We start from the raw sequence: 17,885 nt of genomic DNA on the forward strand, positions 1-17,885 counted from the left end.
TCGTCGATCAGCCAGACGATCATCAGCCCCGCCATCCCGCGCATCATCGCCGACCTGGGCGGGCTGCAGTACTACGCGTGGCTCTCGACGATCGTCATGCTCGTGAGCGCGATCGTCACGCCCATCAGCGGCAAGCTCGCCGACATGTTCGGACGCCGCCGGTTCTACATCCTCGGCCTGCTCGTGTTCATGGGCGGCTCGGTGCTGAGCGGCCTGGCCATGAACTTCCCCTGGCTCGTGACGACGCGTGCCATCCAGGGGATCGGCATGGGCATCCTGATGCCGCTCAGCCAGACGATCCTCGGCGACATCATCCCGCCACGCCAGCGCGGCAAGTACCAGGGCTACATGGGCGCCGTCATGGGGGCGTCCCAGGTGGCGGGGCCGCTCATCGGCGGCGCGATCACGGACGCCTCGACGTGGCGGTGGCTGTTCTACATCAACCTGCCCGTCGGCCTGGTCGCGCTGTTCATGATCGTGAAGCACCTGCACGTGCCCGAGTTGTCGCTCCCGAGGAAGGTCGATCACGCGGGCATCTCGACGATGACCATCGGCGTCACGGCCGCTCTGCTCGGCATCACGTTCGGCGGCACCATGGGCTGGACAGATCCCCTCGTCATCGCCCTGTTGGCCGTCGGCGTCGGCGTCTTGACCCTGTTCGTCTTCATCGAGCGGCGGGCGGCCGAGCCGATCGTGCCCCTGCACCTGTTCCGGAACACGATCTTCACCTGGTCGGTGGTGGCGTCGTTCTTCATCAACACCGCGCTCATCGTGCTGCTCGTCTACACCCCGGTCTACGCCCAGGGGGTGCTGGGAGTGTCGGCGACCGCGTCCGGCCTCATCCTGATGCCGATGAACCTCGCCGTGTTCGGCATCGGCATCGTGATCGGAGTGCTCACCACGCGCACCGGACGCTACAAGGTGTTCGCCGTGGCGGGAACGATGCTCATCCTCAGCGCGACCGTGCTGCTGCTCCTGCTCGACGCCAACTCGACGCCCCTCGAACTCACGGCGATCACGTTCCTCTTCGGCGTGGGCATCGGCATGTCGTTCCAGATCTACACGCTCGCCGTCCAGAACGCCGTCCAGCGCCGCGACCTGGGCCCGGCGACGGCGTCCCTGCAGTTCTTCCGCAACATCGGCAACACGCTGGCCACCGCGGTGGCGGGCACCATGATGACCCAGCAACTGCTGGCCGGGCTGGCGACTCACATGACGCCCGAGGCGTCCGCGAACATGCCGGCCGAAGGGCTCGACCCGAACGCGGTGCTCAACCCCAGCCAGCTGTCCGGGCTGCACCCGGCGGTCGTCGACGTGCTGCACCGGTCCCTGGCCGATGCGATGCACCACGTGTACTCGTTGCTGCCGGCCCTGGCGGTGGTGGCGCTGGTGGCGACGCTGATGGTCCGGTCGATCCCGCTGCGCGACTCGCTGCAGACGCCCGAGACGACCGGCCGCGAGATCCTCGAGTCCACGGCGATGGCGCCGGCCAACCCCGAGATGGTGCTGCTCACACCGCGCGAGTTCCACCTGCGCAGCAAGGAGCGGATGCTCGCAGCGCGGATCCTGCTGCTCGCCGAGCAGGTGTACCGGCCCGAGAACGAGCTGCTCCGCGCAGCGGTCACCGAGTTCGGCTCGGGCGACCTGGAAGCAGGGCTGCAGTTGATGTACTCGACCACGGCCATGCTCCAGTCGGAGGATCCCGCCGTCATCGACGCCCACGAGGGCTATGCGGTGGAGCTGTCCGAGCGCGGCAAGCAGCGGGACATGCTGAGCGACGCCCTCACCGAGCGCCTCCACGACGTGGCGCGCCGCATCGCCGACCGCCCCATCGGGACGCCCACGAAGCCACACATCCTGAGCGCCAACGGCATCGACGACGCCGCCCTCGCCCGCGCCGTCGGCATGCTGGACACCGCTCTGGTGGCCGACATGGCGAGGCGGCGGTGGGCGTCGGAGGACACCGAGTTCCGCGATCCGGACGCCGACGCCCCCGGCACGGCCGCCGAGGACGCTTGAGGGCGGGGGCGGTCACGTTTTTGACATAGGAAATCGCGGCACGTGTCGCGATTTCCTATGTCAGAAAAGCTCGGTCAGATTGGTGCGCCACCAGATTCCGCTGACAAGGAAGAACGCCCCGCCCTAGCATCCCTGCATGGCCCGACTCCGCCGCGTCAGCCCCCGCATCGCGGGTTACACCCGCCGCCGCAGCGGCACGGGCTTCAGCTATCGGGACGCCGCCGGTGCGGCCCTGCCGCCCGACGAGGTGGCGCGCATCAAGGCGCTGGCCATCCCGCCCGCCTGGACGGACGTCTGGATCTGCCCCTACCCGAACGGCCACCTCCAGGCGCTCGGCACGGACGCCGCCGGTCGCCGCCAGTACCTCTACCACCCCGACTGGCGGTCGCGGCGCGACCGGTCGAAGTTCGCCCGGGTGACCGAGGCGGCCTCGATGCTGCCCCAGGCGCGCCGACGCATCGGACGCGACCTCGCGCTGGATGGGATGCCGCGGGAGCGGGCCGCGGCGACGGCGGTCCGGCTGCTCGACGTGGGCTACTTCCGGATCGGCAACGACGCCTACACCGACGCCAACGGCTCCTTCGGCCTGACGACGCTCGAACGCCAGCACGTCCGCCGGCGCGAGCAGGCGCTCGTGTTCTCGTTCGTCGGGAAGTCGGGGATCAGCCACACGATCTCCGTCGACGATGCGCCGGCCGTCGCGGCGCTCAACACGATGCGCACCCGCCGCGACGACAGCCATCGGCTGCTCGCCTGGAAAGACGGCCACGCGTGGCGGGACCTGTCCAGCTCGGACGTGAACGCTTACCTCGCCGACCTGTTCGCCGGCTCGCTCACCGCGAAGGACTTCCGCACGTGGCACGCGACGGTGATCGCCGCCGAGGTCTTGGCGTTGTCCGAAGAGCCGGGCGACACGAAGACGTCCCGTAAGCGCGCCGTCCGGCAGGCGACGCTCGAGGTGGCCGGCTACCTGGGGAACACGCCGAGTGTCGCGCGGGCGTCCTACATCGACCCGCGCATCATCGACGCCTACGAGTCCGGCACGACGATCGGCGAGGCGGCACGCAAGCGCTACCGGACGCCCCAGGCGCGCCAGTCCGGCCTGGAGAAGGCCGTACTGGCGCTGCTGGGGTCGTGACGCTCAGACCGACTGGGTGTAGTGGAACCCGGGGGTGCCGTCGGCGTCGTGCTCGGTGATCGTGAAGGACGCCGTCGCCAGATCGGCCGCCAGGGTGGCGGTGTGGCCCTCGCGGGTCCACGTGATCTGCAGCTGGTCGGCTGGGGTGTCCCCCACGGTGCACACCGCGTCGAACCCGAACGCCGGCGACGTCTTGCGGAAGCGCAGCAGCTCGAGCTGGTCCTTCACGACCGGCTTGGTCAGGCCCTCGCGGATGTCGTCCAGCGACAGGTTGGTGCGGTTGATCTCCTTGTGCCCACCCGATCCGGCCTTCTCGACGGCGGCGAGGTTGTTCTCGCCGGCGAAGAGGTCGAGGTACCACACCTGCGGCTTGCCCGGCATGAACATCTGCACCGCCCGGGCGAACAGGAGCCGCTCGTCCACGGCGCCGAGCGCGCTGTGGTAGGTGGCGTTCACCTGGTAGTACATCTTCTTCTCGCCGTGCAGGTCCTTCACGTAGCCGCCGCGGCCCTTCACACGCTCGATGACGGCGTCGATCTGGTCGTCGGTGAGCAGGCCCTTGAGGTCGAGCAGCGGGATGCCGTCGTGGCAGCCGAGCATGTTCACGGTCACGATGCCCTTGGCGATGATGTCGCCGATCCACTGACGCAGGACGGTGGCATCGCCGCGGTCGAGGGCGTCGATCAGCAGACCGGGGAGGAAGAAGTCATAGGTCATGAACCCCTTCTCGGCGATGGTCTCGTGGATCCGCTCCTCGTACCGGCTGTGGATCTCCGGCAACAGCGAGACACCGTGGCGGTCGGCCAGCCCCTTCACCTGGTCGAGCAGGTCCCAGGTGCCCGGGTCGTTGAGGAAGTTCTTCTCGCCCGGCTCCTTCGGGGCGTAGGCGAAGGCGTCCAACCGCACGATCTTCGCCCCGTAGCCCGCGAGGCGCTTGATCGTGTCGGCGTAGAAGTCCCACACCTTGGGCGACTTGATGTTGAGGTCCATCTGGCCGAGGTAGGTGCGCTGCGATTCGTACAGCTCGACCACCGCGTCCCTGGCATCCTGGAGGGGTGCGAAGTCGGCCTCGGCCGGACGCCCGCCGCTCGCGATGGTGGCGTTGACCCGCGAGGCGAGGAGATCGGCCGACGTGTACTGCAGCCCCGTCGCCTTCATGATCGCCTGGGCGTCGAGCTCGGGGTACCGCACCTCCTGGTAGAAGGTGTTCCAGTAGGGCTTCTCGGTCCCGTCGGGCATGCGGACCATCAGGATCGGCAAACCGGGCTTGCGGAAGAACATGTCCTTGATGAGCTCGGGGTCGGGCTGCACGTAGCCCTCGTCGGTCATCTCGCCGTGGCCCGCCCAGAAGGCGTTCCAGTCGATGAAGAAGTCGGCGTATTCCGACGCCGCACCCTTGGCCAGGATGTCCTGGAACTGGGGCGAGAGCACGGAGGCGTGGTTGAGGATGAAGTCGAACTTCGTCTCGATGCCCAGATCCGCGAGGCCCTCGATGTCCTCCGGCGCGGCATAGAGGTCGTTGAGGTCGTAGCTGACGACCGAGAAGCCGCGATCGAGATCGGAGTTGAAGACGCTCGGCAGGATGTACATGGAACTGAACACGTCGCGCAGTTCGGGTTGCCCGAGGAAGTCGACGATGTCGCCCAGGGTGCCGCCGAGGCTGTCGGGATACACGTTGAGCATGGGCCCGGCGTCCGGACCGTCGCCGCCCATCCGGCGGGCGTAGGCGGCGTGGTCGATCAGTTCGCCCGACTTGGCGAGGATGATCTTCGCCTTGGGAGACTGAGCATGCAGCATCCCCTGCTCGATGCTGAGCACGAGCGACGTGAACGGGCTGTCGACCGCGCCGTCCCGGGCGCGGGACCGACGGTGCGCCAGCGTCTCCTCAGGGGTGCTGTTCAGCAGGATCGGAATGTCGACGCCGGCGAGGTTGTCGGAGTTGCCGTGCGTCCACTCGACGACGAGGACGCGCGTGTCGCGCACATCGACGTTGTCGTACCAGAGCTCACCCTCGCTGCGGCCCATCCGCTTCAGGGTGAGCGTGGGCTCGCCGGCCTTGAAGGCGGCGACGATGCGGTTGACCTCGTCGAAATCGATCTCGTTGGCCGAGCCCAAGTAGTCGGCCAGCGCGCGGCGCCCGGCCCGGATGTACGTGGCGAGCCAGCCGAACTCGGCGACGCGGCCGGAGTCGGCATCCTGGCCGGCCGCCTGCAGCGTGTTCAGCACCTCGCGCACGGAGGCGTCGTACTGGTTCGCCGCGACGAGACCCTTCAGTCCGGCCGAGCGGAAGATGCGGAGGCGCTCGGCGTCGTTGGCGGCCGGGATACGCCGCGGGTAGTTGTCGCCCGACATGATGTAAGCGCCGACGCCGTTGTGGTTGAGGTAGGCCGCCAGCAGCGAGCCTGTCTCGGACTTGCCGACCCCCGAGCCGCCGTGCACCGCGACGACCGCCTTGCCGCCGTCGGCAAGCAGGGGCGTCAACTGCTCCCACAGTTCTCCGAAGATCGCCTGCGCGCCGCGCACGTGCGAGTCGGTGATGTGCACCTTGTCGCCGGGCATGTCGCCGGTCGGAACTGTGGAGACGTCGTCGATGGTGGGGATCTCGGGCACGTGTCCTCCTTGGATGTGTCAAACGTTTAACAGAACGTGGTGTAGTGCCGTGTTGAGCAGGAACCGAGCATGATGATGGTAACGGCCGCTCCCCCACTTCCGGCGACTTCTGGGCAATCGAGCGTGCAACCAGTTGCCGCGGGCACAGGTCGCGCGCACTGCCAGGCCGGCCGGGGAGTCCCAGCCGGCCTGGAGCGTCAACGGGACAGAGATCAACGCTCGTTGATGAGGCTGAGTCGTTCGAGGTACTCCTCCGGGCTCAACTCGCCGTCGGCGAGCCGCCGGGCGAGGATCGCCGCGGGGTCGGAAGCTGCCGGTGCGGCGTTCGGCGTGGGCGCGCCCGGGCGGGGGCCGTCCCAGACGAACGGGCCGATGCGGCCCACTTGGGAGAGGGCGAGGACGAAGACGAACAGGGCGAAGAACAACATGACGGAACTCCTTGTGGTGGGTGGATGCGGGCGCGGAGCGGCGCTCAGTGGGCGGCTGGCGGATCGGTGCGCAGGACGCTGGAGCGGTGCAAGTACTCCTCGGGCGTGATGTCGCCCTTGGCGAGGCGCTGCTTGAGAAGGGTGAGGGCGGCGTCCTCCGCAGTGGGCTGTGCGGCGTCGTCCCCGCGGCGCGGGGCGAACCGGACCGGCCCGATGCGCCCGCGGCGACGCAGGACGCGCAGCAGGACGAGGACGGCGATGAGAGCGAAGAGGCCGGGCCACCAGACCACGGTCATGTGGTGGCCGAAGAGGGAGAAGGTGTCCATGTGGCCGATGAGGGTTGCGTTCATGGGCACCATCCAACGCGGCGGCGGCCTCGCGGCCATCGGCCCGGGCGATGAAGCGGGAGCGGTGCCAGATACGTCAGTTGACGTACCGGCGGTTACGCAGCGGGACCGACGCGGGAGGTCGTCGCCGCCTCGTAGGCTCGCGTCCATGAGCGCTCGCGGATGGTTCCGGACGGTGGCCGGCATGGTCGCGTCTGCCGCCGTGCTCAATGCCGCGTGGGTCTACAGCGACGGCACCGCGCGCGTGCGCGTGGGTCCTTGGATGCGCGAGGACGGAACGATGATGCGCGAGGCTGCGCAGCGCGCCCTCACTGTGCCGGCCGCGCTGGCGATCGCCGGTGTGCTGGCCGGCCTGCTCCTGCTCGTCTGGCGGCCTCGCTGGGGCTTCGGGATCACGCTGGCCGCCATGATCGCCTACGGGGCAGCCGGCGGCCCCTCCCTCGCGCTGGTGGTTCCGGGCATCTTCGCATCCGTCGGGCTCGTCCGCCGCGTCCCGCTCTCCCGGGCGTGGCCGTGGTTCCTCGGTCTGCCGCTGGCGCTCTGGTCGGGCTGGTGGGACGCCCCCGCCCTCGGTCTCACCGACTGGCAGTTGGGGTGGGCGCTGGCGAGCGCCACCACATGGATGCTTGCCCCGACCGCTCTCGTGGCGCTGGGCATGGCCCGACGGCGCACCGTGCGTGCCGAACAGGAGGAGGCTGTGCGGCGGGCCGCGTACGAGGAACGCCTGCGCGTCGTGCGCGACATCCACGACATCGTGGGCCACTCGCTGTCGATGATCTCGCTGCAATCGGCAGTTGCGTTGCGAGTCCTGGACGCAGACCCGGCGCAGGCCCGCACATCGCTGGAGGCCATCCGATCCTCCAGCAAGGAGTCCCTCGCCGAACTGCGTGCGGCGCTGGGCGTGTTCCGTGAGGAGGATTCGATGCCGCCAGCCGGCCAACCCGACCCGTCCGTGGCCAGGGAGGCGAGCGGTGCGCCGCTCGCTCCCACGCCTACCTTGGCCTCGCTCGGGGCCCTCGTCGACGAGGTGCGGGCAGGCGGCGTCGACGTCGCGCTCGCCCCCGTCCCAGCCGCCGCAGGGATCAGCGCAGCCACCCAGGCCGCCGCGTATCGGATCGTGCAGGAGTCGCTGACCAACGCAGTCCGGCACGCGCCCGGAAGGCGGGTTCGGGTCGCGCTCACGCGGCATCCGGATGCCCTCGGCGTCCGCATCGCCGACGACGGGCGTCCGGCCGGAGACGTCGTCGAAGGGGGCGGCCTGACCGGGATGCGGCAGCGCGCGGAGGCACTGGGCGGGTCGCTGTCGGCAGGCCCGACCGCGGAGGGCTTCGTCGTCGAGGGCTGGCTGCCGTTCCAGCCGGGTGGAGGCGCGTCGTGAGCGGAGCCGTCAGTGTCCTGATCGTCGACGACCAGGCGCTCGTGCGGATGGGACTGCGGGCACTGGTGGCGTCCGAGTCCGGGCTCGTGGTGGCTGGCGAAGCGGGCGACGGGGCGGAGGCCGTGGCGTCCGCGCGAGCGCTCCATCCCGACGTGGTGCTCATGGACATCCGCATGCCCGGGGTGGACGGGCTGAGCGCGTTGCGCACCATCTCGGCCGACCCCGAACTGGCGGGCACGCGGGTCGTCATGCTCACCACGTTCGAACTCGACGAGTACGTGTTCGCAGCGCTCGAGGCGGGAGCCTCCGGCTTCATCGTGAAGGATGCGGACCCCGACGACATCCTGCGCGCCGTTCGCGCGGCGGCGTCCGGGGAGAGCCTGCTGTCACCGACTGTGACGCAGCGCGTGATCGCCCAATTCGCCGGCGCGAAGCGTGCTCCGGCGGCGTCCGGGCCGCAGCCGGGCCTGGAGGACCTGACCGAGAGGGAGCGAGAAGTGCTCGAACTGATCGCACAGGGGCTCAACAACGACGAACTGGCCGAGCGGCTGTTCATCTCGAAGGCGACGGCGCGCACGCACGTGAGCCACATCCTGCTCAAGCTCGGGGCGCGCGACCGCGCCCAACTGGTGGTCATCGCGTACCGTTCGGGACTGGCATGACCCCTAGGCTGGCGCTCATGGGGCTGCGGATCGACGGGATGTCGAACCTGCGCGATCTCGGCGGGACGCCGACGGCGGACGGAGGCAGGATCCAGCCCGGACGGCTGTGGCGTTCGGAGAACCAGACAGGCCTCTCTGCGGACTCCCGCCGCGCGATGATCGCCTCAGGGCTCACCGACGTGGTCGACCTGCGCACGTCGTACGAGTGTGCAGCGTCGCCGTCACCGTTCGTCGACGAACCGGAGGTCGTTTACCACCAGCACTCGTACTTCCTGGAGGAAATCGATGCGCACGCCGACGTGCTCCACGCCGCCGTGCCGTGGTTGGGCGGGGACGACTTCGGCACCCAGACGACCGACGACGGGGCGAACTCCTACCTCCTGTTCTTGGCGTTGCGACCGGATTCCGTGCTGGCCGCGCTGCGGGCGGTGGCCGGGGCGTCGGGGGCGGCGTTGGTGCACTGCGCGGTGGGGCGCGACCGAACCGGGTTCACCGTCGCGCTGGCGCTCGCGCTCGTCGGTGCTCCCGACGAGGCCATCGCCGCCGACTATGCGGAGACCTCGCGGCACTTGGAGGGAGTGCTCCGCGCGTTGTGGTCCGACGAGGCGTACGCATCGACGAGGACGAGGCGTCCACGATGGTGATCCACACCGACGAACACACCATGCTGGCCCTGCTGGCCTGTCTGCACGCCCAGCCCGGCGGCGTCGAGGGGGTCCTGAGCCGGCTGGGCTGGACGCCCTCCGACCAAGCCGCCCTCCGGGCGCACCTGCTTTCCTGACAACCCAGCGACCCGCTGTGGATTCCCGGACCCCGGGGCTCCGGAACGCCTCAATCCAACAGGTGAGAACGCAGGGCTTCCTGGTCGGCATCCGTCCAACCCAGCGTGCGCAGGAGGTTCTCGGCGGAGCCCCACTGGCGGCGCACATGCTCCAGTGCCGTTGCCATGGTGGCGCGCTCGGGGAGGAGATCCATCTTGGACATGTCGCCCTTTTCCGCCGCATACGTCGGGTCGGACCAGAGTTTCCACACGAGCGGCTCGATGTGCTCCGCGGTGGCGACGTAGTCGTCCACGATGGGTTCGTCGGGCACGCCGACGAGCGCGAGCGCCAGCGCGACGGTGAAACCGGTCCGGTCGCGCCCGACCGCGCAGTGCACGAGGGCAGCACCCTCCGCCTGGGCGAGGGCTCGCAGCGCGGCGAGCACCGAATCGGGGCGATCCCGCAGGAAGCTCAGGTAATCGTCGGCGTCGGCATTGCCGCTGTCGGCGTCGGGGGCCGGCTGGTCCTTCATCCACGGCAGGGCGTCTTCCAGAATCTCGGCGTCATCGTCCTCCGCCTCGGGGAAGAAGCTCAGGTGGTGGTAGGCGATGCCCTGGCGCTCCGCGAACGGCGAGGGTGATCCCTTCACTTCGAAATCGGTGCGCAGGTCGATCACGTCGGTCAGTCCTGCGTCGACCATCGCCTGCAACGCGGACGCCCCCAGCCCTGTCTGGTTCTCCGAGCGCCACAGCCGGCCAGTCCGGATCCTGCGTCCGTCCCCCGTGGGCGTCCCGCCGAGATCGCGCAGGTTGAGCATGCCGTCGATGTGGAGGGTCATGAATCCAACCCTAGGAGGTGGGCTTTCGGTGCAAACCGCCGGGGCTATCGGCGCAGACCACCGGGCTCGCCGCGCAAACCGCCGGGGCTCTCGGCGCAAACCACCGGGCTCGCCGCGCAAACCACCGGGCTCGCCGCGCAATCCGCGGGTCTCGCGGTGGGGTCAGGAGGCCACGGACGCCTTCGCAGCCGCGTACTCCGTTGTCAAGCGGTTCACGAGATCGGCGACCGAGGGGATGTCGTGGATGGAACCCACGCCATGCCCCGCGGACCAGATGTCCCGCCAGGCCTTGGCGTCGGTCTCGGTGGGATTCGTGAGGTGCGTCAAGTCGGGCCGATCCGGGGCGGGCAGGCGATCGGGATCGAGCCCCGCCGCCTCCAGTGACATCCGCAGGAAGTTCGCGCCCACCGTGCTCACCCCGGCGGTGTAGACGATGTCGGACGCCGTGGCCTCGGTCATCATCTGCCGATAGCCGTCCGACGCCAGCGACTCGCGCGTGGCCGCGAACCGGGTGCCGAGGTAGGCGAGGTCGGCGCCGAGAACCTGCGCGGCGAGCACGTCGGCGCCCGTCGTCAGCGCGCCTGCCAACAGCACCGTGCCGGAGAAGAACCGCCGAACCTCGGCCACCAGGGCGAACGGGCTCAACGTCCCGGCATGCCCGCCCGCCCCGGCCGCCACCAAGATGAGGCCGTCGACGCCGGCGTCCGCGGCCTTGCGTGCGTGCCGCGCGGTGGTGACGTCGTGGAAGACGACGCCGCCGTAGCCGTGCACGGCCTCGACCACCGTCGACACCGCCCCCAGCGACGTGATCACCACGGGCACCCGGTGTGCCACGATGGCCGCCAGATCGGCCTCGAGCCGCGCGTTGGACCGGTGCACGATGAGGTTCACCGCGAACGGGGCGTCGTCCGACCCCAGGGCGGCACCGATTTCCTTGAGCCACGCGACGAAACCGGCCGTGGATCGCTGGTTCAACGCCGGGAAACTCCCCAGCACCCCGGCCCGGCAGCAGGCCACCACGAGCTCTGGGCCGGACACCAGGAACATGGGCGCGGCGACGACGGGGAGGCGGAGGCGTCCGAGCAGCGGTGCGGGCAGGGCCATGGGGGCAGTGTCGCACGCCTGCGGCGTCCGGACGTCGTGCAGCCCGCCGGGCGGGCTCGATAGGCTGCCCACACGCGAGCGGGGGCGTTTCAAGGGGGTGGGCATGGCGATCGAGGTCATCGACAATCCGGAACGGGAGCGATTCGAGGTGCGCGAAGGCCGCCGGGTGATCGGGTGGGCCGCCTACCAGGAGACCGCGCGGCTCATCGTGTTCACGCACACGGAGGTGGACCCCGCCTACGAGGGCCAGGGCATCGGGAGCCAGCTGGTCCGCGCGACACTCGACCACGTGCGCGCGCAGGGCATGCAGGTGCTGCCGACCTGCCCGTTCGTGTCGGCCTGGATGGGCCGCCACCCCGAGTACGACGACCTTCGCTACCGCCCCGGCGATGAAGCGTGACCGAGGCGGAAAGCGTGAACAAGGCAGGGAGTCCGATGGAGATCACGGTGACGGGCCGGCACACCTATGCGGTGCCCGCCGAGAGCGGGCTGCTCACCCTCAGCCTGGGGGGTGAGGCCGCGACGCGCCGCGAGGCGACGGCGACGGCGTCGCAGCTGGCGAGCGAGGTGGCGGACGCCCTCGCGCGCCTCACCGAGGCGGGCGTGGTGACGTGGCATGTGGTGGCGCCCCTGACGACGTCGTCGTGGCGCCCACAGGGAAATTCGGGCAAGCCGCTGCCGCCGCGGCACGGCGCCCAGGTGCGCGTCCAGGCGCGGTTCGTCGATGTGTCGGCGCTGGCCACGTTCGTGGCCGACTGGGGACTGCGCGACGGCTGCACCCTCGAGGGGGTGGCCTGGGAACTCTCGGACGCCACCCGCGACCGCCTCAGCGACGACGCCCTCACGGCCGCCGTCGAGGATGCCGAGCATCGTGCGCTGGTGGTCGCGCGGGCTGCGGGGGCGCGCGATATCGCGCCCGTCTGGTTCCGCGACCCCCAACTCGCCGGACCCCACCCCTACGGCGAGGCCATGTTCGCCCGCGCGGCGCTCGCCGACGGGGGTGCCAGCCCGGTCGTTCCCGAGGACGTCACCGGGACGGTGTCCATCGAGGGCTGCTTCCGCGCGGTCGAGCGCGGTGGCGGCGCCACCAACCCCGCCCCGAGAAGACTCCACCCGTGACCACGCTCGCGGAGGCCGTTGCCACGGGTCCGGTCGTGCTCGACGGCGGCCTCGCCACCCTGCTCGAGGCGCACGGCCACGACCTCACCTCGGACCTCTGGTCGGCTCGGTTGCTGCGCGACAACCCCGGGGCCGTCGTCGCCGCCCACGCCGAGTACTTCGCCGCAGGAGCGCAGGTCGCCACGACGGCGTCCTACCAGGCGTCCTTCGCCGGCTTCGCCGGGCTCGGGCTGGACGCCGCCGGCGCGGCCCGCCTGATGGTCGCGTCGGTGGATTTGGCCCGGCGCGCGCGGGACGAGGCGGCGCCGGACGGGTGGGTCGCCGCGTCGGTCGGACCCTACGGCGCGGTGTTGGCCGACGGCTCCGAATACCGGGGGGACTACGGGTTGAGTGTGTCCGAGCTGCGCGCCTTCCACCGGCCTCGGCTGGAGGTGCTGGCCTCCGCGGCCCCTGACGTGCTGGCCCTGGAGACGATCCCCTGCTTGGCGGAGGCGGAGGCTCTGCTGGCGGAGGTCGAGGCCCTCGGCGTGCCCGCCTGGTTGAGCGTGACGTGCGCCGGCGGACGCCTGCGGTCCGGGGAGTCGGTCGCCGAGGCGTTCGCCATGGCGGCCGATGTTCACGCTGTGGTCGCCGTGGGCCTTAACTGTTCGGCGCCGGACGAAGTGGTGCGTGTGCTCGCCGCGACCCAGGGCGTCCGGCCGGGCATCGCCTACCCGAACTCGGGCCAGTCGTGGGACGCCGTCGCGCGCGCCTGGGTCGGCGAGTCCGCGTTCGACCCCGCCCTCGTGCGCTCCTGGCTGGACGCCGGCGCGCGGCTGGTGGGCGGGTGCTGCCGCGTGGGGCCCGCTGACATCGCTGCTCTCGCCGCGGACGTCCGGGCTGGTTGAGCCCTCTGTCCGGCCGGTCGGGGCCCGGTTTCGCTGGTTCCACGGCGTGCCTGGGGACTCAGACACGAGGTGACCGCCCGCCCACCCATCCGGGACTGTCGGCGGATCAGTCCTTCGACTGGGGCAGGCGCACCGTCCCGCGGGGGCGCCGCGGTGCCGACGGCGGCGGCACGACAGGGCCGAGGTCGCCGTCGGGCGCCACGTCGAGGTCGACGATCACGGGTGCATGGTCACTGGGCAGTTTCCCCTTGCGCGCCGCACGGTCGACCCACGCGGCGGCGACGCGTCCCGCCACCGGCGCCGAGGCGAGGACGAGGTCGATGCGCATGCCCAGATCCTGGTGGAACATGCCGGCCCGGTAGTCCCAGTACGAGAAGACGCGCTCCTCGGGCCAGCGGTCCCGCAGCACATCGGTCAGCCCGCCGGCACCGAACACCCCCAGCGCGGCCCGCTCCGGCGGCGTCACGTGCGTGTGCCCTACGTAGGCGGCGGGGTCGAACACGTCGGCGTCCGCGGGGGCGATGTTGAAGTCGCCGCACAACGCCACCTCCGCCGGACCGGCACCGACGGCGTCCGCCAACGCGGCGAGCCAGGCCAACTTGTAGGCAAAGTGGTCGGAGTCCACCTCGCGCCCGTTCGGCACGTACAGCGAATGCACGCGCACGCCGCCGCACACCGCGCTGATCGCACGCGCCTCCTCCTTGCCCGACCACGCGGGCTGCCCGGCGAAGCCGCGCTCCACGGCGTCGAGCCCCACGCGCGACAGCAGCGCCACCCCGTTCCACTGCCCCTGCCCGTGGCTCGCGAACGCGTAGCCGCGCGCGGCCAACTCCTCCCCGAGGAGCGCGCCGAACGCCTCCTCGGTGAGCTTGGTCTCCTGCAGGCACACCACGTCGGGACGCCGCTCGTCCAGCCACTGCAGCAGCCGCGGCACGCGCTGTTTCACGGAGTTCACGTTCCAAGTGACGATCCTCACCCCACGCAGGCTAGCCCGTCTTGCGATGATGGGGCCCATGACCACCCCGCCCTACGGTTCGTACCCGCCCGGCCCCGCCCCCCTTCCGGGAGGGCAAACACCCTTCCCGGGAGGGCCAACACCGTTCCCGAGCGGGGCGCCCCCGGTCCCCGGGGCGCCGACGCCCCCGTTCACTCCCGTCCCGCCCCCGGCCGGCCGGCCGCAGCCTCCTGCGCTGGGTGGTGCTCCTCACGATCGCCGACATCGTGCTGGCGTTCCTGAACTTCCTCTGGGGCATCTTCCTGGGCCTGTGGCTGGGCAACTCGGGCCTGGACACGGCCGGGATCCAGCTGTTCATGACGGTCACATCCTCAGCGTGGACCGCCCTGTTCGTCCTCATCACGCTCACCGTGCTCGTGCTGATCGCGCTGTCCTGGCGGGCGGCCTCCCGCGCCGCCCGGGGCGGCATGGTGCTCATCTGCGCCATGCTCGCCGCGCGCTGGCTCTACTCGGCGGCCATGTCGGTGGTCGTGATCCCCGCCCTGGTTCGCTCAGGCATCCCGCCCACCACGTTCAGCCTCTGGCTCACGGTCGCCGGCGTGTCGTGGCTGCTGGTCTCGACGGCACTGCTCGCCTTCGGGGCGTACCGCACCCATCGGGGCGGCGCCGCCGCCTGACCCCGCGCCAGGGTCAGCCGGCGCTCGGGTGGGTCATGTCCATGGGCACCACCCAGGCGTCGAACTCCTCGGCAGTCACCTTGCCCGAGCGCAGCGCGGCCTCCCGCAGCGTCGAACCCGTCTTGTTGGCGTCCTTGGCGATCGCGGCGGCGGCGTCGTAACCGATGTGGCGGTTGAGCGCCGTCACGAGCATGAGGTTCGAGGCCAGGTTCGCGGCGATGCGCTCGGTGTTCGGCTCGATGCCCACCGCGCAGTGCACGTCGAACGAGCGGGCGGCGTCGGCCAGCAGCCGGATCGACTCCAGCACGGCGTGCGCCATGACCGGCTTGAACACGTTGAGCTGGAAGTTGCCCTGGGTGCCTGCGAACCCGACGGTCGCGTCGTTGCCGAACACGCGCGCCACGACCATGGTGACCGCCTCGGACTGCGTCGGGTTCACCTTGCCCGGCATGATCGAGCTGCCCGGCTCGTTCTCGGGGATGCGCAGCTCGCCGATGCCGTTGCGCGGCCCCGACGCGTACCAGCGCACGTCGTTGGCGATCTTCATGAGCGCCGCCGCGAGCACCCGCAGCGACGAGCTCACCTCGACGAGAGAGTCGTGCGCGCTGAGCGCCGCGAACAGGTTCGGCGCCTGCGTGAACTCCAGGCCGGTCTCGTGGGTGATCCGCTCGGCGGTGCGGCGTCCGAACTCGGGGTGGGCGTTGAGACCCGTCCCCACCGCCGTGCCGCCGATCGCGAGTTCGCGGGCCCGGCCGTCGGCGTGCCGGATGCCGTCGAGGGCGAAGTCCAGCTGCGCCACCCAGCCGCCGATGACCTGGCCGAGCGTGACGGGCGTGGCGTCCTGCAGGTGGGTGCGGCCGACCATGACGACCTCGGCGTACTGCTCGGCCTTGCCGGCCAGCGTGTCCCGCAACGCCTCGACGGGAGCGTAGAGGCGGCCGTTCAGCTCGGAGACCACGGCGATGTGCATCGCCGTCGGGAAGGTGTCGTTCGACGACTGGCCCCGGTTGACGTGGTCGTTCGGGTGGACGGGCTTCTTCGACCCCCGGACGCCGCCCGCCAGCTCGATCGCGGCGTTGCTGATGACCTCGTTGGCGTTCATGTTCGACTGGGTGCCCGAGCCGGTCTGGAAGACGACGAGCGGAAACTGGTCGTCGAGTTCGCCGGCGATGACCCGGTCGGCCGCGGCGACGATGAGGTCAGCCACGTCGCCGGGAAGTTCGCCGAGCTCACCGTTGGCCTCGGCGGCCGCCTTCTTGAGGACGCCGAGGGCGCGCACCATCGCGCGACCCCAGACGAACGTGTCGCGGCCGATGTCGAAGTTCTCGACGGAGCGCTGCGTCTGGGCACCCCAGTAGGCGTCGGCGGGCACCTCGATGGCGCCCATGCTGTCGGTTTCGGTCCTGGTGCTCATGCGTCCACCGTACGTCGCCCGTGCCGGCCGCGGGCGGGGCTGTGGGACGGTTGGGCGCATGGTCGTGCCCATCGCCACCGAGAGGGGTCTCCGCCGCGGCGGGGGGATCGGCTGGCTGGCGCTCGCCGGGGTCACGTGGGGCACGTCGGGAACCATCGGGACGCTGCTGCGCGCCGCCTCAGGGCTGCCCTTCCTCGCGGTCGCCGGCTACCGCGTCTTCGTCGGCGGCCTGCTCATCGCGGCGTTCCTGCTCGTCACGCGCGGGGTTCGCCTGCCCCGCACCCGCGCCGGTTGGGGGCGCATCGCCGCGATCGCGGCCGCGTCCGCGGCCTACCAGTTCGGCTTCTTCTCAGCCATCGGGTACGTCGGCGTCGCGGTCGCCACGCTCGTCGCAATCGGCGCGACGCCGCTCATGGTCATCGCGGTCGAGGCCCTCACGGGCCGGCAGCGGGTGACCGGACGCCTCGCGCTCACCCTCGCGGTGGCCGGTGCGGGGCTGATCCTGCTCGTCGGCACGCCGGCACCGACCGGCGCCGGCCTCGCCGGCACCCTCACCGGGGTGGGGCTGGCGCTGGTCGCGTCGGCGTCCTTCGCCACGATCAGCCTGTTCGGCGCCCGGCCCGAACCCGACTACCACGACGCCACCGGCACCGCGGCCGCGTTCCTGCTGGGCGGGGCGGTCGTGCTCGCCGTCGCCGGCCTGACCGGGGGCCTCGCGTTCACCCCCACCCCGCCCGCCGTGGGGCTCGTCCTCGCGCTGGGCCTCGTGCCCTCCGCGGTCGCCTACCTGTCCTACTTCCGCGGGCTGCGCACCCAGTCGAGCACCACCGGCTCCCTCGTCTCCCTGCTCGAACCCCTCACCGCCACCACGCTGGCGACGGTCGTCCTCGGCGAGCGGCTGACCCCCTCGGCCGCGGTCGGGGCCGGCCTCCTGCTGAGCGCCGTGGCACTGACGGCCACGGCGTCCCGCGGCGGCGGCCGACCCGCGTGAGGGGTGGCGCGGCGGCGTCCCGATGTGGTTGTGTGGACGCTTCACAAGGGGGAACAACCCCTGCCGAGAAGTTCAAGGGAGAACCGCATGACGACGCACGCGACCTGATGACCGCGCCCGCCCAGTGCCTGGCCCCCGACGAGAGCCTCGTCGCCGCTGCCCGCATGTTCAGCAAGTACGACGTCGGCTCGATGCCCGTCGTCGACGGTGACACGCTGGTCGGCGTCCTCACCGACCGCGACATCGTCATCAACGCCGTCGCGAAGGGGCTCGACGTCGCCACGGCCACCGTCGCCGAGGCTGCGTCCGACACCGTGGTGACGGTCGACGTCGAGGACTCTGCCGAACAGGTGGCGCAGGTGCTCGGCGAGCACCAGATCCGACGGGTGCCGGTGGTGGAGAACGGCAAGGTCGTCGGGGTCATCTCGCAGGCCGACGTGGCCCGCGACCTCGACAACGCGACCGCCGGCGAGGTGGTCGAGGAGATCAGCAAGGACTGACGGAAGGTCCGATCGGCCCGGGCGGCGGCACGCCGTCCGGGCCGCTACCCTCGCCCC

Annotated in this window: 19 protein-coding genes; 12 read left to right on the forward strand and 7 right to left on the reverse strand. The window is 70.9% G+C overall.

What is annotated here, in order from left to right; genetic code table 11:
• Positions 1-2,019, forward strand: a 2,019-nt coding sequence (locus Q1K57_RS12115) for an MDR family MFS transporter (RefSeq protein WP_300082987.1), incomplete at its 5' end; no start/stop codon positions are given.
• Between the two features lie 136 nt (positions 2,020-2,155).
• The gene (locus Q1K57_RS12120) at positions 2,156-3,157 is read left to right on the forward strand and encodes a DNA topoisomerase IB (protein ID WP_300082990.1); all 1,002 of its coding nucleotides are present in this window, start codon (positions 2,156-2,158) and stop codon (positions 3,155-3,157) included.
• 3 nt (positions 3,158-3,160) lie between these two features.
• On the opposite strand, the gene Q1K57_RS12125 is transcribed toward Q1K57_RS12120, so the two are convergent.
• From Q1K57_RS12125 to Q1K57_RS12135, 3 genes are all read right to left on the reverse strand, one after another.
• Positions 3,161-5,767 carry a sucrose phosphorylase gene (locus Q1K57_RS12125; protein WP_300082996.1) on the reverse strand — a complete coding sequence of 869 codons (2,607 nt, stop codon included), beginning with the start codon at positions 5,765-5,767 and terminating at the stop codon, positions 3,161-3,163.
• 212 nt (positions 5,768-5,979) lie between these two features.
• Positions 5,980-6,195 carry a hypothetical protein gene (locus Q1K57_RS12130; RefSeq protein ID WP_300082999.1) on the reverse strand — a complete coding sequence of 72 codons (216 nt, stop codon included), beginning with the start codon at positions 6,193-6,195 and terminating at the stop codon, positions 5,980-5,982.
• Positions 6,196-6,239: 44 nt separating this feature from the next.
• Positions 6,240-6,545 (reverse strand): SHOCT domain-containing protein, encoded by a 306-nt coding sequence (locus tag Q1K57_RS12135; RefSeq protein WP_300083002.1) that lies wholly within the window; start codon positions 6,543-6,545, stop codon positions 6,240-6,242.
• A 145-nt stretch (positions 6,546-6,690) separates the two neighbouring features.
• Here Q1K57_RS12135 and Q1K57_RS12140 point away from each other — a divergent pair, with 145 nt between their 5' ends.
• Genes Q1K57_RS12140 through Q1K57_RS12155 form a run of 4 tightly spaced genes read left to right on the forward strand, consistent with a single transcriptional unit; the run spans position 6,691 to position 9,363 of the window.
• On the forward strand, positions 6,691-7,920 hold the full coding sequence (locus tag Q1K57_RS12140; RefSeq protein ID WP_300083005.1) for a sensor histidine kinase: 1,230 nt from the start codon (positions 6,691-6,693) through the stop codon (positions 7,918-7,920).
• Positions 7,917-8,582, forward strand: coding sequence for a response regulator transcription factor (locus Q1K57_RS12145; RefSeq protein WP_300083008.1), 666 nt, complete (start codon positions 7,917-7,919; stop codon positions 8,580-8,582). Before Q1K57_RS12140 ends, Q1K57_RS12145 begins: the two co-directional genes overlap by 4 nt.
• On the forward strand, positions 8,579-9,226 hold the full coding sequence (locus Q1K57_RS12150; protein ID WP_300083011.1) for a tyrosine-protein phosphatase: 648 nt from the start codon (positions 8,579-8,581) through the stop codon (positions 9,224-9,226). The genes Q1K57_RS12145 and Q1K57_RS12150 overlap by 4 nt, the downstream gene beginning before the upstream one ends.
• On the forward strand, positions 9,220-9,363 hold the full coding sequence (locus Q1K57_RS12155; protein ID WP_300083014.1) for a hypothetical protein: 144 nt from the start codon (positions 9,220-9,222) through the stop codon (positions 9,361-9,363). Before Q1K57_RS12150 ends, Q1K57_RS12155 begins: the two co-directional genes overlap by 7 nt.
• A gap of 50 nt (positions 9,364-9,413) precedes the next feature.
• Here the strand turns inward: Q1K57_RS12155 and Q1K57_RS12160 are convergent, their stop codons facing one another.
• Both Q1K57_RS12160 and Q1K57_RS12165 read right to left on the reverse strand, forming a co-directional pair.
• Positions 9,414-10,181: a tyrosine-protein phosphatase gene (locus tag Q1K57_RS12160; protein WP_300083017.1), complete on the reverse strand. Its 768-nt coding sequence runs from the start codon at positions 10,179-10,181 to the stop codon at positions 9,414-9,416.
• Between the two features lie 162 nt (positions 10,182-10,343).
• Positions 10,344-11,285, reverse strand: coding sequence for a nitronate monooxygenase family protein (locus tag Q1K57_RS12165; RefSeq protein WP_300083020.1), 942 nt, complete (start codon positions 11,283-11,285; stop codon positions 10,344-10,346).
• Positions 11,286-11,388: 103 nt separating this feature from the next.
• Between Q1K57_RS12165 and Q1K57_RS12170 the strand changes: the two genes are divergently transcribed.
• Genes Q1K57_RS12170 through mmuM form a run of 3 tightly spaced genes read left to right on the forward strand, consistent with a single transcriptional unit; the run spans position 11,389 to position 13,291 of the window.
• Positions 11,389-11,685, forward strand: coding sequence for a GNAT family N-acetyltransferase (locus Q1K57_RS12170; RefSeq protein ID WP_300083023.1), 297 nt, complete (start codon positions 11,389-11,391; stop codon positions 11,683-11,685).
• Between the two features lie 35 nt (positions 11,686-11,720).
• Positions 11,721-12,404, forward strand: a complete 684-nt coding sequence (locus tag Q1K57_RS12175; protein WP_300083026.1) for an SIMPL domain-containing protein — start codon at positions 11,721-11,723, stop codon at positions 12,402-12,404.
• Positions 12,401-13,291 (forward strand): homocysteine S-methyltransferase, encoded by an 891-nt coding sequence (gene mmuM / locus Q1K57_RS12180; protein ID WP_300083029.1) that lies wholly within the window; start codon positions 12,401-12,403, stop codon positions 13,289-13,291. The genes Q1K57_RS12175 and mmuM overlap by 4 nt, the downstream gene beginning before the upstream one ends.
• A gap of 106 nt (positions 13,292-13,397) precedes the next feature.
• Here mmuM and Q1K57_RS12185 read toward each other — a convergent pair whose 3' ends face one another.
• The gene (locus Q1K57_RS12185) at positions 13,398-14,267 is read right to left on the reverse strand and encodes an exodeoxyribonuclease III (RefSeq protein ID WP_300083032.1); all 870 of its coding nucleotides are present in this window, start codon (positions 14,265-14,267) and stop codon (positions 13,398-13,400) included.
• A gap of 218 nt (positions 14,268-14,485) precedes the next feature.
• On the opposite strand from Q1K57_RS12185, the gene Q1K57_RS12190 reads away from it, so the two are divergent.
• A complete protein-coding gene (locus Q1K57_RS12190) occupies positions 14,486-14,923 on the forward strand; it encodes a hypothetical protein (protein ID WP_300083035.1) in 438 nt (145 codons plus the stop codon).
• A 13-nt stretch (positions 14,924-14,936) separates the two neighbouring features.
• On the opposite strand, the gene fumC is transcribed toward Q1K57_RS12190, so the two are convergent.
• Positions 14,937-16,337, reverse strand: coding sequence for a class II fumarate hydratase (gene fumC / locus Q1K57_RS12195; protein WP_300083038.1), 1,401 nt, complete (start codon positions 16,335-16,337; stop codon positions 14,937-14,939).
• 58 nt (positions 16,338-16,395) lie between these two features.
• Here fumC and Q1K57_RS12200 point away from each other — a divergent pair, with 58 nt between their 5' ends.
• Together Q1K57_RS12200 and Q1K57_RS12205 are read left to right on the forward strand one after the other, a co-directional pair.
• A complete protein-coding gene (locus Q1K57_RS12200; protein WP_300083043.1) occupies positions 16,396-17,328 on the forward strand; it encodes a DMT family transporter in 933 nt (310 codons plus the stop codon).
• Between the two features lie 107 nt (positions 17,329-17,435).
• Positions 17,436-17,828 carry a CBS domain-containing protein gene (locus Q1K57_RS12205; protein ID WP_300083046.1) on the forward strand — a complete coding sequence of 131 codons (393 nt, stop codon included), beginning with the start codon at positions 17,436-17,438 and terminating at the stop codon, positions 17,826-17,828.
• The last annotated feature ends 57 nt before the right edge of the window (positions 17,829-17,885 follow it).

This window comes from Propioniciclava sp. (genome assembly GCF_029977985.1).
Lineage (GTDB): Bacteria > Actinomycetota > Actinomycetes > Propionibacteriales > Propionibacteriaceae > Propioniciclava.